Source organism: Acinetobacter marinus (genome assembly GCF_900096915.1).
Classification (GTDB): domain Bacteria; phylum Pseudomonadota; class Gammaproteobacteria; order Pseudomonadales; family Moraxellaceae; genus Acinetobacter; species Acinetobacter marinus.
Map to the genome: position 1 here is coordinate 197,974 of NZ_FMYK01000003.1, position 18,834 is coordinate 216,807.

The 18,834-nt window shown below is 44.8% G+C and carries 15 protein-coding genes and 1 tRNA gene; 12 read left to right on the plus strand and 4 right to left on the minus strand.

What is annotated here, in order from left to right:
- The first annotated feature begins 138 nt into the window (after nt 1-138).
- The 3 genes from hisG (at nt 139) to hisC (ending at nt 3,425) form a co-directional block, all read left to right on the plus strand.
- Nucleotides 139-789, plus strand: a complete 651-nt coding sequence (gene hisG / locus BLQ60_RS06905) for an ATP phosphoribosyltransferase (RefSeq protein WP_378235209.1) — start codon at nt 139-141, stop codon at nt 787-789.
- 104 nt (nt 790-893) lie between these two features.
- Entirely contained in the window at nt 894-2,195 is a 1,302-nt protein-coding gene (hisD, locus tag BLQ60_RS06910; protein ID WP_244515981.1) for a histidinol dehydrogenase, read from the plus strand.
- A 129-nt stretch (nt 2,196-2,324) separates the two neighbouring features.
- Nucleotides 2,325-3,425: a histidinol-phosphate transaminase gene (gene hisC, locus BLQ60_RS06915; protein ID WP_378235210.1), complete on the plus strand. Its 1,101-nt coding sequence runs from the start codon at nt 2,325-2,327 to the stop codon at nt 3,423-3,425.
- A gap of 89 nt (nt 3,426-3,514) precedes the next feature.
- Here the strand turns inward: hisC and BLQ60_RS06920 are convergent, their stop codons facing one another.
- On the minus strand, nt 3,515-4,882 hold the full coding sequence (locus BLQ60_RS06920) for an anthranilate synthase component I family protein (protein ID WP_378235199.1): 1,368 nt from the start codon (nt 4,880-4,882) through the stop codon (nt 3,515-3,517).
- 246 nt (nt 4,883-5,128) lie between these two features.
- On the opposite strand from BLQ60_RS06920, the gene filA (BLQ60_RS06925) reads away from it, so the two are divergent.
- The 9 genes from filA (BLQ60_RS06925) (at nt 5,129) to filF (ending at nt 16,542) form a co-directional block, all read left to right on the plus strand.
- A complete protein-coding gene (filA, locus tag BLQ60_RS06925; protein ID WP_092617982.1) occupies nt 5,129-6,037 on the plus strand; it encodes a putative pilus system protein FilA in 909 nt (302 codons plus the stop codon).
- 99 nt (nt 6,038-6,136) lie between these two features.
- Complete coding sequence (locus BLQ60_RS06930) at nt 6,137-7,090, plus strand: DUF6160 family protein (protein ID WP_092617984.1); 954 nt, start codon at nt 6,137-6,139, stop codon at nt 7,088-7,090.
- Between the two features lie 155 nt (nt 7,091-7,245).
- Nucleotides 7,246-8,085: a putative pilus system protein FilA gene (filA, locus tag BLQ60_RS06935; RefSeq protein ID WP_092617986.1), complete on the plus strand. Its 840-nt coding sequence runs from the start codon at nt 7,246-7,248 to the stop codon at nt 8,083-8,085.
- A gap of 49 nt (nt 8,086-8,134) precedes the next feature.
- A complete protein-coding gene (locus BLQ60_RS06940) occupies nt 8,135-9,112 on the plus strand; it encodes a hypothetical protein (protein WP_092617989.1) in 978 nt (325 codons plus the stop codon).
- A 185-nt stretch (nt 9,113-9,297) separates the two neighbouring features.
- Entirely contained in the window at nt 9,298-10,137 is an 840-nt protein-coding gene (gene filB / locus BLQ60_RS06945; protein ID WP_092617993.1) for a putative pilus system C39 family peptidase FilB, read from the plus strand.
- Between the two features lie 41 nt (nt 10,138-10,178).
- Nucleotides 10,179-11,465, plus strand: a complete 1,287-nt coding sequence (gene filC, locus BLQ60_RS06950; RefSeq protein WP_171259070.1) for a putative pilus system protein FilC — start codon at nt 10,179-10,181, stop codon at nt 11,463-11,465.
- Between the two features lie 11 nt (nt 11,466-11,476).
- Entirely contained in the window at nt 11,477-13,141 is a 1,665-nt protein-coding gene (gene filD, locus BLQ60_RS06955; RefSeq protein WP_092617996.1) for a putative pilus system OmpP1/FadL family transporter FilD, read from the plus strand.
- 12 nt (nt 13,142-13,153) lie between these two features.
- Nucleotides 13,154-14,593, plus strand: coding sequence for a putative pilus assembly protein FilE (filE, locus tag BLQ60_RS06960; protein WP_092617998.1), 1,440 nt, complete (start codon nt 13,154-13,156; stop codon nt 14,591-14,593).
- Between the two features lie 23 nt (nt 14,594-14,616).
- On the plus strand, nt 14,617-16,542 hold the full coding sequence (gene filF / locus BLQ60_RS06965) for a putative pilus system protein FilF (protein WP_092618000.1): 1,926 nt from the start codon (nt 14,617-14,619) through the stop codon (nt 16,540-16,542).
- A 170-nt stretch (nt 16,543-16,712) separates the two neighbouring features.
- Here filF and BLQ60_RS06970 read toward each other — a convergent pair.
- The 3 genes from BLQ60_RS06970 to BLQ60_RS06980 form a co-directional block, all read right to left on the minus strand.
- Nucleotides 16,713-16,788 (minus strand) — tRNA-Asn (locus BLQ60_RS06970).
- 238 nt (nt 16,789-17,026) lie between these two features.
- On the minus strand, nt 17,027-17,284 hold the full coding sequence (locus BLQ60_RS06975) for a hypothetical protein (RefSeq protein ID WP_092618002.1): 258 nt from the start codon (nt 17,282-17,284) through the stop codon (nt 17,027-17,029).
- Nucleotides 17,285-17,513: 229 nt separating this feature from the next.
- The gene (locus BLQ60_RS06980; RefSeq protein ID WP_092618004.1) at nt 17,514-18,746 is read right to left on the minus strand and encodes a pyridoxal phosphate-dependent aminotransferase; all 1,233 of its coding nucleotides are present in this window, start codon (nt 18,744-18,746) and stop codon (nt 17,514-17,516) included.
- Nucleotides 18,747-18,834: the final 88 nt, after the last annotated feature.

Genomic DNA, 18,834 nt, shown 5'->3' on the forward strand with positions numbered 1-18,834 from the left:
TGCTGTAATTTCAGCGGATAAAATTTTTACGCAACGATTTAGATACGCAGTTTAGAAAAAGGTTAAGGTTAAATGTCACAGGAACAAGCGCACTCATCACAAAGCCTCTCAGACAAACGCATCTCAGACGCAGAACTCATGGGGAATTTTGATCATGGTTTGACTTTGGCACTGAGCAAAGGGCGTATTCTTAAAGAAACTTTGCCACTACTTGCAGAAGCAGGTGTGGAGTTACTTGAAGATCCTGATAAATCACGTAAATTGATTTTCCCGACCACACATCCACAAGTACGCATTCTGATTTTGCGTGCCAGTGACGTGCCGACTTATGTGGAAAATGGTGCGGCAGATTTTGGCGTGGCGGGTAAAGATGTGTTGATGGAATATGGTTCAGAAAATGTCTATGAGCCACTGGATTTGCAAATCGCCAAATGCAAGCTGATGACCGCAGGCAAAGTCGGTATGCAAAAGCCACAAGGTCGTCTACGCATTGCGACCAAATATGTCAATCTCACCCGTCAGTTCTATGCCAGTCGTGGCGAACAAGTGGATGTGATCAAGTTGTATGGTTCGATGGAACTTGCGCCATTGGTCGGACTTGGGCATTACATTGTCGATGTGGTGGATACAGGAAATACCTTGCGTGCCAATGGCTTAGAACCTCTGGAAGAAATCTGCCAAGTGTCATCACGTTTGATCGTCAATAAAGCCAGCTTTAAGCGTAAACACGCATTATTAAATCCGATTTTGACGCAACTCGAACAGGCTGTGCAATCTAGAAATCAATAATGACTGATCATTATAATCCATGAATTAAGTAGAATTTACGGTGCTTCATTCGCCACAAGGGCGTAGAAAACAGGTAAAATAACTCTTTTTTATCAATCTGTGGAATGAATTTAATGCGCCGTTTGTCAACGCAAGATCAAAATTTCCAACAGCAATTCGCTGAACTTTTGGCTTTTGAAACTGTCAATGATCCTGAACTCCTGAAAACAGTCGATCAAATCATTGCTGACGTTCGAGCAAAAGGCGATGTGCATGTGTTGGCATTGACACAGCAATTTGATCGACATCCAGCGACGACCTTTTCACAATTAGAACTGACTCAAGCACAATTGCAACATGCCTTTGATGACTTAAGTGATGACGTACGCCAAGCCCTTGAGCTTGCAGCAAATCGTATCCGTGAATTTCACCAAGCACAAAAGCAAGATGGCTGGACATATGTCGATGCACTGGGCAACACGCTTGGGCAAAAAGTCACGCCACTGGATCGAGTCGGTATTTACGTTCCAGGTGGCTTGGCTTCTTATCCTTCATCGGTGTTGATGAATGCGATTCCTGCGCATGTTGCAGGCGTCCCTGAAATTATCATGGTCGTGCCTGCGCCTAATGGTGAGCTGAATCCATTGGTTTTGGCGGCAGCGTATCTTGCAGGTGTTAGCCGAGTGTTTACCATTGGCGGAGCGCAAGCGGTTGCGGCACTTGCTTATGGTACAGCAACGATTCCGCAAGTGGATAAAATCACAGGGCCGGGTAACCGTTTTGTGGCTGCTGCGAAACGTGCGGTGTTTGGTCAGGTTGGTATTGATATGATCGCAGGACCTTCGGAGATTTTGGTCTATGCCGAAGGCGAAAATAATGCCGAGTGGTTGGCGATGGACTTGCTGTCGCAAGCTGAGCATGACACCGTTGCACAAGCGATTTTCATCACGCCTGATCAGGACTTGCTCGAAGCGGTTGCAGAGAAAATTGAAAGTCATTTAGCAGATTTGCCGAAAGCCGAGATTGCTAAAACCTCGATTGCTAATCGTGGTGCATTGGTCTTGGTCAAAGATCGTGCTGAAGCGATTCAACTGATTAACCAAGTTGCACCTGAGCATTTGGAGCTTTGTTTGGACGAAGCTGAAGCGATGAGTGCAGAAATCCGCCATGCGGGCGCAATCTTTATGGGACGCTATACGCCAGAAGCGATTGGTGACTATTGTGCAGGACCAAACCATGTATTACCAACATCTGGTACGGCACGTTTTTCTTCACCGCTTGGCGTGTATGATTTTCAGAAGCGTTCCAGTTTGATCATGTGTTCTGAGCAGGGTGTCAAAACTTTGGCGAAAACGGCGGATACTTTGGCGCAACAAGAAAACTTGGATGCCCATGCCCGCTCGGCACGTTATCGTTATCAGTCTTAATTTTTAATTATCCTCTTAAACTCTAATTGAGAATGAGGAAGAATAAATACCCTAGCCCTTTAATAAGGGGGAGAAAAAATCCCCATAGCCCCCTTTAAGAAAGGGGGGAATGAAATGCTGAGATTAAAAATGTCGATAGAAATTACTACACAGCAAAAGCGGTTTTGGAGTCCGTTGGTACGTGAGCTTGAGCCGTATGTGCCGGGCGAACAACCGAAGATCCAAAATTTACTTAAACTCAATACCAATGAAAATCCTTATCCGCCATCACCAAAAGTGGTCGAAGCGGTACAAGCGGTCATCGCCAATCAAGCGGATGTACTGAAACTTTATCCTGATCCCGATGCTAGCGTGCTCAAGCAAGCAATTGCCAAGCAACAGGATGTAGATGTGGAAAATGTCTTTGTCGGTAACGGCTCGGACGAAGTGCTTGCACATATTTTTAAGGCGTTTTTTGTACAGGATAAACCGCTCCTTTATCCTGACATTAGCTATAGTTTTTATCCTGTCTATAGTCAGTTTTTTGGTTTAAATACCATTGAAATTCCGTTGACTGATACTTTTGAAATTGATGTTGAAGATTATCGTCAAGCCAATGCTGGACAGAACGGTGGCATCATTATTACCAACCCGAATGCACCGACTGGACGAGCCATCGAGATTGATCAAATCAAACAATTACTCAGTGATCATCCTGATTCGGTGGTGGTGATTGATGAGGCGTATGTGGATTTTGGTGCGGAGTCGGCTGTCAGTTTGGTTGCTGAATTTGAAAATTTGGTGGTGTGTCAAACTACTTCCAAATCTCGTTCTCTCGCAGGGCTTCGTGTTGGTTATGCGATTGCACAGCCACATTTGATTACGGCGCTCGAGTCAGTGAAAAATAGTTTTAATTCTTATCCGATTGATCGTTTTGCTTTAGCCTGTGCAGTGGCTTCCTTTGAAGATCAGCCGTACTTTGAAGCGCAATGTGAAAAAGTCATTGCCAGTCGTGAGCAACTCATTGCCGAGATGAAGACGCTTGATTTTAAAGTATTGCCATCGAAAGCCAATTTTATTTTTGCCACGCATGGTACGGTTTCTGCGGCGCCGATTGCGCAAAAATTACGTGAGCAGGGTGTGATTGTGCGTCACTTTAATCGTCCACGCATTGATAATTATCTACGCATCACCGTGGGTACGGATGAGCAAAATCAACGCTTAGTTGATAGCTTAAAGACCTTCCTTTAATTTAGTCGATTGGATTGCTTTACTACGTTTGTATTACCAATTGCATGCGTCTTGAGCTCCTCCCTTTTGTAAGGGGAGGCTGGGTGGGGTTATATCGATGAGGTGTTGGTAAATTGATTGATAAATTCGAGCAGCGCCGACACTTTGTCTAAGCATTCCTGATATTCTGCATCGACTTTGGACGCCACGGTAATTCCACCGCCAGCCCAAATACTCAGCGCATCGCCGTAGCGTTGTAAGCTACGAATTAGAATATTAAACCGTCCTGTACCATCAAAATTAAAGTAACCCAAACTGCCACAATACGCTCCACGTGCATTGCTTTCGAGTTCTTCAATGATTTGCATGGCACGAATTTTTGGTGCGCCAGTGATCGAACCACCAGGAAGTGCCTGTAACAGCATTTTTAATGGGTTAATTTCAGGTTTTAATCTGGCTTGAATCTCACTCACCAGATGATGGACTTGGGCAAAACTTTCCACTTCAAATAGTTTTGGCGTTTTCACCGAACCTGTCTCGGCAAATACGCTGAGATCATTTCGCAGTAAATCGACAATCATTAAATTTTCCGCTTGATCTTTTTCGGATTGAGCAAGGCGCTGACGATTCGCTTGATCTATTTCGACATCTTTATCTCTAGGCAGTGTGCCTTTGATGGGGCGGGTGCGAATCAGTCGATCAGCTTGAAATTCAATGAATAATTCAGGCGAACAGCTGAGTAATTCAAAATCATCATGTGCAATATAACCTGCAAAAGGCGCTTGGCTTAATTCGAGTAGCTCAGGTAAAAGTTGAAGCAATCGCCCTGATTGAACCACGCTTTGGAACTCTTGAGTGAGATTAATTTGATAGCAATCGCCAGCATGCAAATAGTCTTGGACTTGCTCAAAGGCGTTTGCGTAGTCGGATTTAGTCCAACGTGCTTGAACAGGATGTTTGAGTTGAAATGGAATGTTTTCCTGCATCGGTGGAGGGTGTTGTAAATCAAGAATTAAAAACTGTAATAGTTCACAATCATCAAGCGATGCATCAAAATACAGCGTCCATTGCTCATCTACTTTTTGAATAAAAATATCATATTCACCGAGCAGGGCAGTCGGTCTGTTATGGTTAGAACAATCGATATGGCTGAGCTGTTGAGTGCTGACAAAATCATAGGAAAAAAAGCAAATATATCCCCCTCGAAATCGAAGCGGACTTGCTGTCGGTGGGGTATTGGCTGTGAAATTGACAAAGGCATGGAGATCTGCATCTAGCAGTGGCTGATCCAGATAACTGAGATCAGCTTGCCGAATCTGACAAATCTGTGTGGAAGCGCACAGTAATCGCTTTGGCAAAATCGCAAAAAACGGCTGACCATCATCCTGTAAAAAGCAAAATCCTCGGTAGTGGTGAAGTCGCTCAATCAGCGTAGAAAAGGTGTAAGAAGAATGGCAATTGACGGTTTGAAATTGCACGATAAACGCCGTAAACACAATGAATTGGCGCTATTTTAGCGTGAAATTTACATTTTGCAAAAAAGTACCGTTTGTCGGTAAGTCCGAGAACATCAAAGCCAATTGCTTGATAAAAATGTAGAGCTATTGTAATTTTGTGAATACGTCGATGGCAATCTGTCACAAAACGTAAATGCTCAAAACAACAAGTAAGGCGCTTACACGAAGTAAACGTCAGGATCAAAAAAACTCTAGGAGAGAAAAGGCATGAAGCTATTTTCTAAAATCGCTCTCGTTTCAGCAATGGCAATCAGTGCAAATGCAATGGCTTTGGAATCTATGGATGACGAAGCATTAAGTGCAGCTACAGGTCAGGATGGGATCACTGTGACTGTTGTGACCAGTGGGATCACGATCGATAAACTTTTAATCCATGATAATGACGGTTTGGACTCTTCTGTTGCAACGAACGGTGGTACTAATCTTGGTGGTACGGGTATCGCAGGCGATAATACGACGGGTGCGGCTGGTGCGATCGTGGTGAATGATGTGACTGTTGGGGTGTCTGCAACACAAGCAAATCCATTGTTTGGTGGTGCTTTAGCACGTATCACGATTGATACTGATAGTGGTGCGGGCGGTGGTGCGACAGGTAATCCATTCCTAAACATCAATATGAAAAACAACGGTATTGATATCGGTGTAGGTAGCATCGCAGTGGCAGCATCGAATGACGTGAGCGCAATGGTTGGTGCGCGTCGTGGTGCGGGTGCAGAGACTGAAATCATCAGTGGTCTAGATTTAACAGTCGGTGCTTCTGAGATGAATATTCAGCTTGGTGCACAGCCTCAAGGTGCGATGATCGTTGCCAATGGTACGATTCAAGGTGGTTTGACCATCAACAGTCTCGATCTGGTTGATACAGTTGCTGGTGGTGATATTAGCATTGGTGGTATGAAAATTACCTCTGAAAATAATGCAAACTTGGTTGTGAATACTAAAATTAGTGTATTACCTGATACACATGCAACAGGCGGTGGTTTATCGATTACCTCTACAGGTGCAAAAGACCTTTATATTGATTCTCTAGCGCTGGGTAATGATCATTCAATCGGTTCGATCGAAGTGCAAGGCTTGGATATGGGTAATAGCTCGATCCTTGTTTCTGGTCACTAATACAACAAAAAGTGGTTGGCATCACGCTGTGGTGCTAACCAGTCTATAAAGCTGATTCGGAGTAATCAGGCTGAATTATCTGTAAGAAGGAAAATGATGATGAAAAAATTTACACAGTTAACGCTTGTGTCCGCAGTGGCGATGTCTGGTCATGCATTGGCGATGCAATCTATGGATGATGAAGCGCTGAGTGCTGCAACGGGTCAGGATGGTATTACTTTAGTCATTGCGGGTGATGTGCATGCAGATGTCATCGTACATGATAAAGATGGTTATCAATCGTTGGCAGTGGGCGGTGCGGCAGGTCCAGTAGCGACGCTAACACGTACTGACCTAGGTTTTGCCACAGCAACAGCGGGTAATGCCAATGCGTCTGGTGCAATCGTGATGAAAGGCTTTAGTATCGAAGATACCAGTGCAACACGTACAGGTATTCGTGTGCATATGGATGCGGATGGTAATGCAGGGGCACCAGTGCTCAACGTCAACATCGGCTTGCCTGATGAGTTGACTATCAATACAGGTGACATTTATGTGGCAGAGTCGGCACGTAATTCAAGTCATGCTGCAGCCTATGACAATATGGGTGCCTATGCCAATGAAGTTAAAATCCTTGATAACATTGAAGTCGTATTAGGCGATGCATCGATGAACTTGCAACTCGGTAATTCTACACAAGGTGCAATGATTCAGTTAGATGGTACGATTACAGATGGTTTGGTGTTATCGGGTATCAGCTTGTATCAGCCAAAAGGCACGGCTATTCCTTACGGCACAGGTTCATTACAAGTGGCGAGTACTACGGGTGATGCATCAGGTGATGTGTTGGCGGGGATTCACTTGGGTGGCGTACAGTTGAAAACCACGGGTAGTAATGATTTGATCATGGATACATCGATCAATGCGGTTAATGGCGGTCTATTGATTCAGTCAAATGGTGCGCATGACATCAACTTGCGTGACGTGAAGTTGGGTGTAGCATCGAATGCATCGATTGGTGATGTGGCATTAACCAATGTGACTTTGCCGACATTGGTGTTGACTGGTCACTAATATAGTCTGATAAATTAAAAAATAAAGCGGTGATGTGCCGCTTTATTTTTCAGCAGCGACTTTGCTGGAAATGCACAATGCTGTGATATGTGCGATAAGAGGTCAGCATTTCTCAGGAAGAGGACAAAATGTTGAATTGCAAAAAAATAAAAACAATGTGTATTGCGATGGCGATCAGTTTGTCATGGCAACTTAGTCATGCGCTTGAACCCTTAGATAATGAGGCGCTCAGTAATACCGCAGCGCAAGATGGTTTGACGATTACTTTACAAAATATTGCCCCCAATGCACGATTGATTTGGACGGATCATACGGGTGTCAGTCTGGCAGATGGCGTGCTTAATCCAGCAGATTATGGTTTTAATGCAGCGCCGAGTGCAGGTGCACTGATGTTTGGTGATGGGACACGTGCGGGCAACTTTCGGATCAGTGAAGGCACTAGCGTGATCACGTTGGATAGCGATGCAGGCAATGGTTCCCCTTTTTTAAATATCAATATTCAATTGCCTGATGATCTACAGATTCAGACGGGTGATGTGTTTGTTTCAAGTCGTGAGGCGGATGGTAGTTATAGCAATCAAACCAAAATTATGCGTGATATGCGTATTGATTTGGCTGGTTTGAATATGAATGTACAACTCGGTAGCTCACCACAAGGTCATTTGTTACTGGCTTATGGTGTGGTCAATGATGGTGTCAAAATTTCAAATATTGGGCTGATCGGGACTGAGAGCGCTGGGCAAGAGTACGGCATTGGTCTGTCGGCGATGAAAATCAAAGATACGGGTAGTAGCAACGATTTGACCATTAATGGCGCATCGATCGATATTAGCCAAGATGGATTGGTGGTCAAGCCATCGGCAGGGAAACAAGTCGATGTATTGATGCAAGACTTAAAATTGGGCAATCTGTCTTCGGCGGATCAGAGTATTGGTGACGTGGCACTCAAAGGCTTACAGATTGGCAATCATACGCTGACCATTACAGGGCATTAATGTGCATGATGCGTGGATATCAGGTCGATTTATACAAAGGACATAATCAATGCGCAAAACGGTAAACTACAGCTTGTTATTATTTTGTGCTGCACAGGTCTGCACCGCATCGGCAATGCAAGCACTCGAAGAGCAAGATATGTCTGCGGCAACTGCGCAAGATGGCATCAACATGGGGCTGTATTTTCCCAATGGCAATATCGCCTACGATAGCATAGCAGTGACGGATAAAGACGGGATCGCAGGCTCGACCACACATCAACAAGCGGCATCGATCGTGATCGCCAGTGATCTGAATGCGAGCCAACGTGGCGTAAGTCTACAACAAGCCAATGGTGTCGCCTCCACTGCACCGATACAGGTTGCTGTAGATGCTGATGGTAATGCAGGTGAGGCACTTGCCAATATCAATATTGCAATGCCGACCGATGCGCCGTTGATTCATATCAATCCCATGGCGGTTTATCTTGCTGCGGGCTCAGACTCGATTTACCAAAATGGTTCGATCCAGCCCAACGCAACCAAAATTCTGTCTATAGGCAATAAAGGCGTCGATATTTTATTTAAATCCGATGAGACTTTGGGCTTTAATATTCAGCTTGGACATGCCAGTCAAGGACACATGTTTCAGGTCAGTAGCGGTAGTTTGATGTGTATTGCCAATAATGCCATGTGCATCTCGGGCGGCGACGATGATGGCAGTGATCCAATCAAGCTCTATGATAAAAATGGCTCAAGCATACAGCTTGGGTTTAAACTGAGCGCTTCAAATACGGCGACTGGTGTGCGTCTATATCAGCACGGTAATTTTAGTGGTGTTTATGGTGACATTGTCAATAGTGGGGTGGTGTTTGGTGCAGATGGCACGATGGATAAATTTGATGTGACTTTGAGTAATATCACCTTAGGACAAGCTGGCGCTCAAGATCCAAGCACTATGAATAATCTGAAAAATGGCTCAATTGGCAATATCGGCATGAAAGGAATTGCAATTACAGATTTCAAGACCACAGTCAAAGGTTTGTGAGTTTTTTGCCAACCACAATACATTTTTTGTATAAAAAGCACCCAAATATATTAAAAAAAGTAGTGAACTTGTAGCAAAAACAAGGTATCTTGTAGTCATTATGAAGATTGCATCAATGGATGATGCATGAAAAATACTCAAGGGCTTGGCGACGGTAGTCGCCTAAAACTAAAAAAAGAGTTTACATGTTTCTAATTACACTAGGGTCGGCATTGATCTATCACTTTGCCACCGAATCATTCGAATTGGCGGATCAGCCCGCGGGAACGGTTTACTACACCGAAGTGAGTGATAGCCGTGTCAATAGTTTTAGCAAAAACCATCGTGAACCTGTCCAAATCAAACCCGCAGTCGTCGATCAATTTCGTGGCATCGTTCGTCAAGCATACGACTATAGCTGTGGATCAGCAGCACTGACCACCTTGCTCAATGGCTATGCAGGCATGAACCTGACGGAAAAGCAGACCATGGACGGCTTGATGCGCTATGGTGAATACAACCGTATTGTCGAGCGTCGTAGTTTTTCCTTACTTGATATGAAGCGCTTCGTGACTGCGCTGGGCTATTCCAGTGGGGGTTATCGTGGGGAATTAAAAGATTTAATTGCTTTGGACAAACCTGCCATCGTACCGATTGCATATGCTGGCTTTAAGCATTTTGTGGTGTACAAAGGCTATCAAGATGGACGGGTATACGTTGCCGATCCTGCGCTGGGCAATATTAGCTTTAACGCAGATCGTTTTGCTGAAATCTGGGATAACAATACTTTATTTGTGGTAGAGCTTGCGGACTATCAACAAGCTGAAAACTTACTGACTTTGACTGAAAATGATATGCGTCATGTCGAAGATGCAACGGTCAATCAGTATGCCTTCGTTGATGCACAAGCATACCTGTATCGTCAGCAAGATCAGTTGGCAAGTCAGGCATCCACTATGCGTCGTGTCATTGATTCAGATACCAAATCTGATAACCATGGCAAGCCAATCGACACTTATATGCGTATGTATTACAAACGCAAATAACACTTTAAAACTAAAAAATGTAGTAACAGGGTAGTTTAGACATGATCGAGATGAAATGGATGAATCGTAGTGCGTTGGCTTTGAGCATCGGCTTGGCATTGTCAGGGCAAATTTACGCACAAGAAGCTACGGATAGTGCGGCAGTGCAAGATGCTGTCGATGCCAATACGGTAGCGATTGAAATGCCTGAAAGCGTCGCATCAAGCTATGCCAGCACGGAGCAAGTTGCGATTGCAGATGAAGCGGCAGATACGGCACAAGTAGCAGAAATTGCACCGACTGCGATTACGCCAACTGCTGAAGCTCCAGAGGCGGAGACAGAGACAGCAGTCACGGCAACTCAAACCGAAGATCCGAATGCGGCAGAAGGTGCTACACCAGCTAGCTCAGACACAGCCTCTCAAGCCTTACAACAACAAGAAGGCGATGCCACACAACAGGAAAATCTCGAAGAAGTCTTTACCGCATCCGAACAACAATATTCTTTGGTGAAAAAAGGCTCTTACTCGGGCACCTACGATTTTGAATATTCATATTATCGAGATACCCAGCTTGATCTTGCTTTAGATGATGGACAATCACAGATTACCCGTTTGCGTATCGAAGATAACGCTAATCACAACATTACCAATACCTTTACCGTGCAATACGGTGTCTTGGATAACTTGACCTTAACAGGTTCGTTGCCCTTGGTGGCGAAATCCGACGTGATCAAAGATGCCACCACAGCAGGACTGGGTGATATATCTTTCGGTGCACGTTGGGAACCATTTCCACTAAAACAAGGGCGTTTGCCACTGATTCTCTTTGGTAATGTCTCGACCAAGACGGGTGATAGTCCGTATGAGGTCAATGCTGATACCGAGCTGTCAACGGGTAAAGGTTATTACTCTGTCGGCGCTGGCGCCAGCACCCGTAAGTACATCGATCCTGTGGTGTTATTTGCCTCACTCTCTGCCAACTATGGTTTTGAGGAAAAAGACATTAATCAACGCCGAGGTTCACGCATTTTAGAATCCTTTGATCCAGGGATTAGTGGTGGTTTTGCCTTTGGTTTTGCTTACTCATTTAACTATGATGTGTCGATGACCATGTCCTATCAGCAGAGCTTTAACACAGCATCAGAATATCGCTTTAATACAGGGGAAACCTCTGAGCCTGCCGATCAAAGTAGTGCCAGTCTTGCGATTTCGCTCGGTGTGCGTATTTCACCTGAAACTATTGTCAACGGTTCAGTGGGGATTGGTCTGACTGAGGATGCACCTGATATTAGTTTAGGACTGTCTTTCCCACTGGATTTTATAGGTTTTGGTAAACAAGTACGCTAAGGAGTAGTGCGATGAAAACGCAACGATATGCTCCCTTAGCGACAGCAATACTCATGGTTGGACTGGCAAGCACCAGCCATGCACGCTTGGGGCAGAACTTATCTGTAGATATTAAAACGTTGAGTCTTGGCAATGCGGTCACTGCCGATCCACCAGGAGTCAACTCGATTCACTTTAACCCAGCAGGCTTGACCCGTATTGACGGGTTGCAAACTGATGTGCAAGGCATCATTGCGCATTTCGATGTGGGACGTGAATGGTCTGCACCAGAAGGCTATGGTGTATTTGGCTATTCTGATGATCCATTAGTGTGTAATGATGCACCGTCTAACCCGTCGAGTTTGTGTACAGATTACAAAGGAACGGTGCAAGGTGATGTTGAATATCCGACCCTCTATGTGCCTGTACTGAAAAAAATGGTGGATTTGGGTAAAGGTATGCCAGTCGCAGCGCCGACTTTTGGGGTGGCTTATCGCCCACCAGGCTCAAAAGTCACTTATGCCACCGCAATGTATGCGCCAATGATTGCAGGTTTTGGTGCCGAAGATGGTAATCCTGGTAACTACATGGGGCAACAGGTAGCGATTGAGCGGATCACCTATCTGTCCCCATCGGCTGCTTATAAAGTCAATGATGAACTGTCGATTGGTGCTTCGATCGGCATGTCTTATCAGGCGATGGGTCTTAAAACCGACATGCGTGCGCCGAATGATTTGGTCGGTGTGTTGCGTTTGATCGATGAAGATGTCTGTGCGCCGTTTAAGGAAAATGGCAACATTGTCACCGACTTACTCTTGTTCGGGATGTGTAATGCCCAGCAATCTTTAGGGCCATTTGATAATTTAGCCACATTGGATTTATCTTTAGAACAATCCTTAGCGCCAAGTTTTAACTTGGGCATCCTCTGGGAGCCGACAGATGAATTTGGCTTTGGTATGGTTTACCAAAGCGAAAGCAAGATGCAGATGAAAGGGAAATTTCACATTACCAATGGTGAAGGTGCGCAGGAGCTAACCAGAGCGCTGAACTCCTCAGTGACTGGACAAATTCTGTCTGCGATTCTTGGCTTTCCGGGTAGTGTGCCACAGAATGAAAGTGGTTTGGTGACCATGGATCTGACCTACCCACAGCATTTTCAAGCAGGGATAAAATACAAAATCATGCCTGATTTACAGGTCAATTTTGATGTGAGTTGGACAGATTATAAAGCATGGGAAGAATTCAAAATGGAATTCGACCGCTCATTGGCAGTGCTAAAAATTGCCAAATTGTTGAGTAATAATATCACTGAAAATTCGGTGTCGTTTCCGCTCGAATTTGAGTCGTCTTGGCGTTGGGGTGTGGGCATTCAGTACGATGCAACTGATCGTTTACAGTTGCGTCTAGGCTATGAACCTCGGTCATCAGCGATTCCAGATGGTAAGCGAAATACTATGGTGCCGCTGAATAATGCCCAGCTGTTTGGGATGGGACTGACCTATAAGTTTGACCCAGATACCGAAATTGATCTGACCTATGCACATCTGCGTAGCCGAGATCAAATTCCTGCCAATACCAGTGACTTAGCCAACCAAACGGGTGTAGGCAATATCATGTATAACCCCTATGCAGGGCTGAATATTAGCACCAATACCAAGGTCAACATCTTGGGTATGGTGTATCGTACACGGTGGTAAATGGTTGAAAGTATGCAAAAAAAACAACTGCAGATCAGATGTTCTTTAGTCGGGTTGCTTGATCAAGCAGATCAGCAACCTCGCTCGACTGAGTTTCAGCACAGTGCAATTCATCTTTGTTTGAAATATAGTTTAACGGTCGGACTGTGTTTCTCTGTGCAACTTGCCACTGCCAAGTCTTTAAGCAGTGGTGAGATGATTACCATCATTGGACCAGATGGTTTGCCGATGGTGGTGCCTGTGCCTGAAGCAAGCGGACAGGTGAAATCACAAGCCAAACCCAATGCCGAAAAAAAGACTTGGTTTAAACTTTTTTCTAAAGAAAAGCCTGCGTCGCAACAGCCACCAACACAAAACCAAATAGCTACTCAACGTACGACAGCGCCTGTAATCCAGCAAGCACCTCAACAGCAGCCACGTGATACCAAGCTGAGTGCGTCACCAGTTCAAACTGAAAATGATGCACAGGTATTCAGCAATACAAAAGTTACCCCGTCAGCCGTAGAGCAACGAACACAACAACAAACAGTACAACAACAAGACACAATGAAAATTGCGACAGTGAAGAGCCAAGCATCACACGCCAAAGCAACTGCATCGCAGGTGGCAGAGGATGCGGTTGCACACGTGGACGGGCTTACTAAAAAACATACAACTCAAAATCATACAGCTCAAAATGATTCAACAGTAGACAGTTCTATCAACAACAGTGCAACGAGCAAGGATGTAAGCGTAGAGAATGAACCCGCACCTTACCGCATGATCGATGGTGAAAAATATTACCAAGCAGAATATTTGGAATCAAAAGAATTCAATGTCGAGGGCAAAAAGCGCTTTTATCAAATACCAACGCCACCGATGTCAGTTGGCATGAAAGGCGTCAGTGGCGGTACTACCAATTGGGACGTGGTGGAGCGTGAAAAAGGCGTAGATATGTCGGTGTTTCGTGGTACAACACCAGAGCCACAACAAGTGGTTACATTGGGTGTCAATTATCATGTCATTTCACAAGACGAACTGGCAGAAGCCCTACCAACACAATGTATTGATGACAAAGCCAAACGCAAATCGAAAAGTTTCGGTCGACATGATTCCGTATCATTTTTTCCACGTGCGCCGTTTGATAATCGTTTTGACTTTGAATTGTTAGAAATTAATCAGCCATTACAAAATGTCAAAATCAGCTCCTATGCCAACAGTGGTAAAGCACCGAGTTATTACTGGCCGATCGCTGTATTTCTCGATCAAAAGGGCTGTGTGATCGAAGGTGCAACGGCATTTCATACCCAGACTTTTCCAGCGACGATGCTCCAGTCTGCATCGATCGAAGGCGTGATTCATATTCCAAAAAATAGCCATTATCTGTTGCTGAGTGCGCTCGAATCCAGTGTCGATGTGCCCGAGTTACAACTCAGTAATCAAGGACAAATTAAGCTCACAGTGTTGAGATAGCAATCGTTTGAAGGACAAACACAATGACCCATTTCAAAAATAAATTCGCACTTCCATTCGCAGTGTCCTCGCTGTGTTTGATGATGGCAGCATGTGGCGGTGGCAGTAACAATATTGATGAAGATCCAACAGTAAAGCCGACTGAGACCACTGCGGTGGGCTGTACTGTCGCTGGCAGTGATGCGTGTTTTGAATTCACGATGGAGTATCCAGTTGCTGGACTGCAATATACCTGTAGTAGTGACAATCTCAATATCTTCTCGACCAAGGTCAATGGCAATACCGTGACAGGTGGCTGTGATAAAGGCGATACGGCAACCTTTTTCTTGAATGCAACCGATGACTATCGTGTTGAGATGGGTAGCGTCAAAATGTCTGATCTCGGTGCGGTGAGTGCTGACAGTATTCCTGTGCATTTGACTGTGCTCGATATGGCGAAAGGGATTACTGGACAGGCGGCGACCTCATTTAGTGAAAGTGATGCAACGGTCAAAGTGGCGATGAATCTCATTAAAATTTTTCAAGCCGCAGGCAACCAGCGTAGTGAAAGCAACGTCATTGGCGATATTCAGTTGCTCGAACTGGATGATGCCAGTCTCGTTGGACTCAGCAGTATCACCGCTGATGTGACGGCGACAGAGCTACAAAATGGCAGCTATGCCAACATCTTAAAGCCGTGGGTCGATGTTGGGCAGGTGAGTGATGCACAGGCTTTTGCTGTATTAAAAGATGCGGCGAATCTGAGTCTTGGCGCACTCTATCAGGCAGATACGCCTGCCTTTGTGCAAGTGGTTGAAGGCTTGATTGGTTATACGGGCAGTGGCTCTAACCGCCGTGCGTTACTTGGCACATTTTATTTACAAAGTGACCGCCAAGGTTTTACTCAAGGCTATGGCTTACAATGGCGTGGTAGTCTCGCTGCATCTAGCTCATCATCATCAGATGTCGCTGAAGCAGTTAAATTTATGACCACTGTCGATCCACTGCGGATGTATGCCAGTGCGCAGCGTGATTTTATTGATCCGATCAGCAAGCATTTGGCAACTAAGGAGCGCTTCCGCCTCATCACCAGTAATAATGAAACCATGACCTTAAATCAAGGTAAGTTGCTGAATGATTATATCGTGCCTGGGACTGCTGCACTATATAAATACACCACTGGCAAAGATGCCGTGCAATCGGAGCTGGCAAAATGGACACAAGATACCAATGAAGGGCAATATAGTGGTGCGGTTGATTTTGTCAAAGCCTATCCGATAGCCTACCTCGACCGTCGTGTTTTTGCTTCAAGTAAAAATGTCGATGCAGGCTCGGATTATTATTTCCCACTCTATGCAACTTTAACGTTTTCCAGTACGGACACTACTGTAGAAGATATACAGCTTGGTATCATGATCGATGAAAATGGCGATATTCGTACCGACATCAAAGCCAATGCCACAGCGACAGATATGTCTGGCATGTGCGGGACAGCCGATGCGACCACGGCAAATCCAGAGGATAACTATGGTGTCACGCAATATCGTATTGGGACGGTGACGGCGACCAACTATCAACCCACTCAAAATGATAAAACCATTTCACCACGGATGATCATTGCAGGTGCTCAGTTTGGTGTCTTAGACGGCGTACTTCTGGGAATTTCAGGGGCTGCACTGGATGATGGAACGACAGCAGTCAATAATTTGGGTTTAAAAATGAATCTATATAATCTGCTTGAGATGGATTCAACCTCGACTGCAACACTACCAAATATCAATATTACTGCGTATGACGATACGCCAGCGCAGTGGGTGAATGTCTACAATCAGCACAAATCGGTGTATTTGACTGCGCAAAAAGACACGCATACGGCAACAGCGGCAGAAATCGAACAGCAGAAATGGATTACAGGCAGCCTCTCCGTCAAGTTGGCGCCGTGTTATCAAATTAAGAAAAAAGCCTCTTAATGATGGTTTGATGGATTAGGCTTGCGTGAATGAGGATTTGAGCAAAAGAAAATCGGTGCATGGTCACCGATTTTTTTATGGTTGTTAAATTGCTGTGGCAATTCAGATATAAAAAAACCTAGATCAGAGTCTAGGTTTTTTACGCAACATATTGCAGTACAACAGAATTTTGGCTCTCCCACCTGGGCTCGAACCAGGGACCTGCGGATTAACAGTCCGTCGCTCTACCGACTGAGCTATGGGAGAATATGCATGCGATTATAGACAGATTTTGCTAATGGTCAAGTCTATTTGCGCTGAATGATCTCACAGTGAGCTAATTTTCCATCAATTGATGCAACGATCCGATAAAGTAACGACATGCAGTGGTAAATGAACCCTAAATGCAGCTGAATGTAAATTTAATGCGGTTAAATTTAGTGCTTTTAAATGAAACCTCACCCAAGCTCTCCTTGCGAAGGAGAGGAATGAGTGGAGAGTGCACTTATACAGGGCACGGAATTTGTTCTGATTCGGCAATATCCGCTTTGGCGTTCATTAGGGCGGTGAGTTTACTGGCAGAGATTTGCTTTTTATTCAATGCATCGATGGATTGCAAAATATGGCTGATTTGATCAGCACTCAGCGGAATATTTTCTGATTGGTAAAATAGGGCAATCACGGCAATGTCGATGCCTGCATCATGCAGTTGTTTGATGTGTTTGAGGTTGTTTAAGCAGTGTAGGTTTTCTTGAATTTTCATGTCGAACTCCTTCGAACGCTTTGTTTGTGGTGTCGTTATTATCTAAGCAGTTTTAATGCCAAGTTTGCATTGGTTTTGCTTTATTCGATGGTTGTGCTTCAATTTAAAACAGTGTCATCGTGTAATATTTATTACGCATTGTCCAACAAAAAAGCCCTGAAACAGGTTCAGGGCTTAAGTACAGCTTATAAATTGTGATGTGAATTTAAATCACATTCAGCGTTGCATATTATGCGTTTTTCTCTGCTTCGATAGAGGCAATCGCAGCATCTACGCCATCGATCGAATCAGCAGCAGCTTTGATTCGAGACAATGCATCGACGAGCACTTCATCAGCAGTTGCATAAGAGATCCGCATAAAGCCACCAAGACCAAACGCATCGCCAGGAACGACCGCAACGCCAGTTTCCTCAAGCAACCATTCAGAGAATTCTGTGCACGATTTTAGACCTTTGGCACGAATCAATGGACGGATGTTGGCATAGGCATAGAACGCACCATCCGCAGGCAAGCATGAGATACCGTTGATCTCATTGAGTCCATTCACCACCAAATCATGGCGGCGTTTGAACGCTTCAACCATTGGTTCAAGCACATCTTGTGGACCATTCAAGGCAGCTTCGGCAGCGACTTGCGAGATTGAAGTCGGGTTTGAGGTCGATTGTGATTGAATCTTTTTCATTGCCCCGATAATTTTTGCAGGCCCTGCGGCATAACCGATACGCCAGCCAGTCATCGCATAGGCTTTCGATACACCATTAAGTACAAATGTACGGTCGTAAAGATCAGGTGCAACGGTAGCGATGTTGTAGAAGTCGCCAGACCAACGAATCGGTTCGTACATGTCGTCAGAGGCGATATAGACCTGTGGATGCTTACGCAATACTTCTGCTAATGCTTCAAGCTCTTCTTTGGTATAGATCATGCCTGTTGGGTTAGAAGGGCTATTCAACACCAAAAGACGGGTATTCGGCGTAATCGCTGCTTCAAGCTGTGCGGCTGTAATTTTAAAGCGCTGTTCTTCGCCACATTTGACGATAACAGGTGTACCTTCTGCCACGATCACCATGTCTGGATAGCTTACCCAAAATGGTGCAGGAATGATCACTTCATCGCCCTTGTTGAGCAATGCCAGTGCAAGGTTAAAAAATGATTGTTTCCCTCCACAAGACACCAAAATTTGGTTGGCTTGATAGTCGAGATTATTGTCACGTTTGAATTTCGCAATAATGGCTTTTTTCAGACTAGGCGTACCATCCACAGCGGTGTATTTGGTAAATCCGTCATTAATGGCTTTTATTGCTGCCTCTTTGATGTGTTGAGGGGTATCAAAATCAGGCTCGCCTGCACCCAAGCCAATCACGTTTTTACCAGCAGCTTTAAGCTCAGCCGCTTTGTTGGTGACAGCAAGTGTAGGGGATGGTTTGATGGCATTCACACGATCGGATAGACGTACGTCCACGGCAGCATTCCTTCTATGTTTAGGGATGAAAATTGAATGATAAGTTCAGATAAAACACATCTTATAAAAACGCTTGTTATCTTAGCGC

Excerpts from the sequence above, each read along its gene's own strand:
- hisG (WP_378235209.1), top strand. The coding sequence starts at position 139 with ATGGGGAATTTTGATCATGGTTTGACTTTGGCACTGAGCAAAGGGCGT.
- hisD (WP_244515981.1), top strand. The coding sequence starts at position 894 with ATGAATTTAATGCGCCGTTTGTCAACGCAAGATCAAAATTTCCAACAG.
- hisC (WP_378235210.1), top strand. The coding sequence starts at position 2,325 with ATGTCGATAGAAATTACTACACAGCAAAAGCGGTTTTGGAGTCCGTTG.
- filA (WP_092617982.1), top strand. The coding sequence starts at position 5,129 with ATGAAGCTATTTTCTAAAATCGCTCTCGTTTCAGCAATGGCAATCAGT.
- BLQ60_RS06930 (WP_092617984.1), top strand. The coding sequence starts at position 6,137 with ATGAAAAAATTTACACAGTTAACGCTTGTGTCCGCAGTGGCGATGTCT.
- filA (WP_092617986.1), top strand. The coding sequence starts at position 7,246 with ATGTGTATTGCGATGGCGATCAGTTTGTCATGGCAACTTAGTCATGCG.
- BLQ60_RS06940 (WP_092617989.1), top strand. The coding sequence starts at position 8,135 with ATGCGCAAAACGGTAAACTACAGCTTGTTATTATTTTGTGCTGCACAG.
- filB (WP_092617993.1), top strand. The coding sequence starts at position 9,298 with ATGTTTCTAATTACACTAGGGTCGGCATTGATCTATCACTTTGCCACC.
- filC (WP_171259070.1), top strand. The coding sequence starts at position 10,179 with ATGATCGAGATGAAATGGATGAATCGTAGTGCGTTGGCTTTGAGCATC.
- filD (WP_092617996.1), top strand. The coding sequence starts at position 11,477 with ATGAAAACGCAACGATATGCTCCCTTAGCGACAGCAATACTCATGGTT.
- filE (WP_092617998.1), top strand. The coding sequence starts at position 13,154 with ATGCAAAAAAAACAACTGCAGATCAGATGTTCTTTAGTCGGGTTGCTT.
- filF (WP_092618000.1), top strand. The coding sequence starts at position 14,617 with ATGACCCATTTCAAAAATAAATTCGCACTTCCATTCGCAGTGTCCTCG.
- BLQ60_RS06975 (WP_092618002.1), bottom strand. The coding sequence starts at position 17,284 with ATGAAAATTCAAGAAAACCTACACTGCTTAAACAACCTCAAACACATC.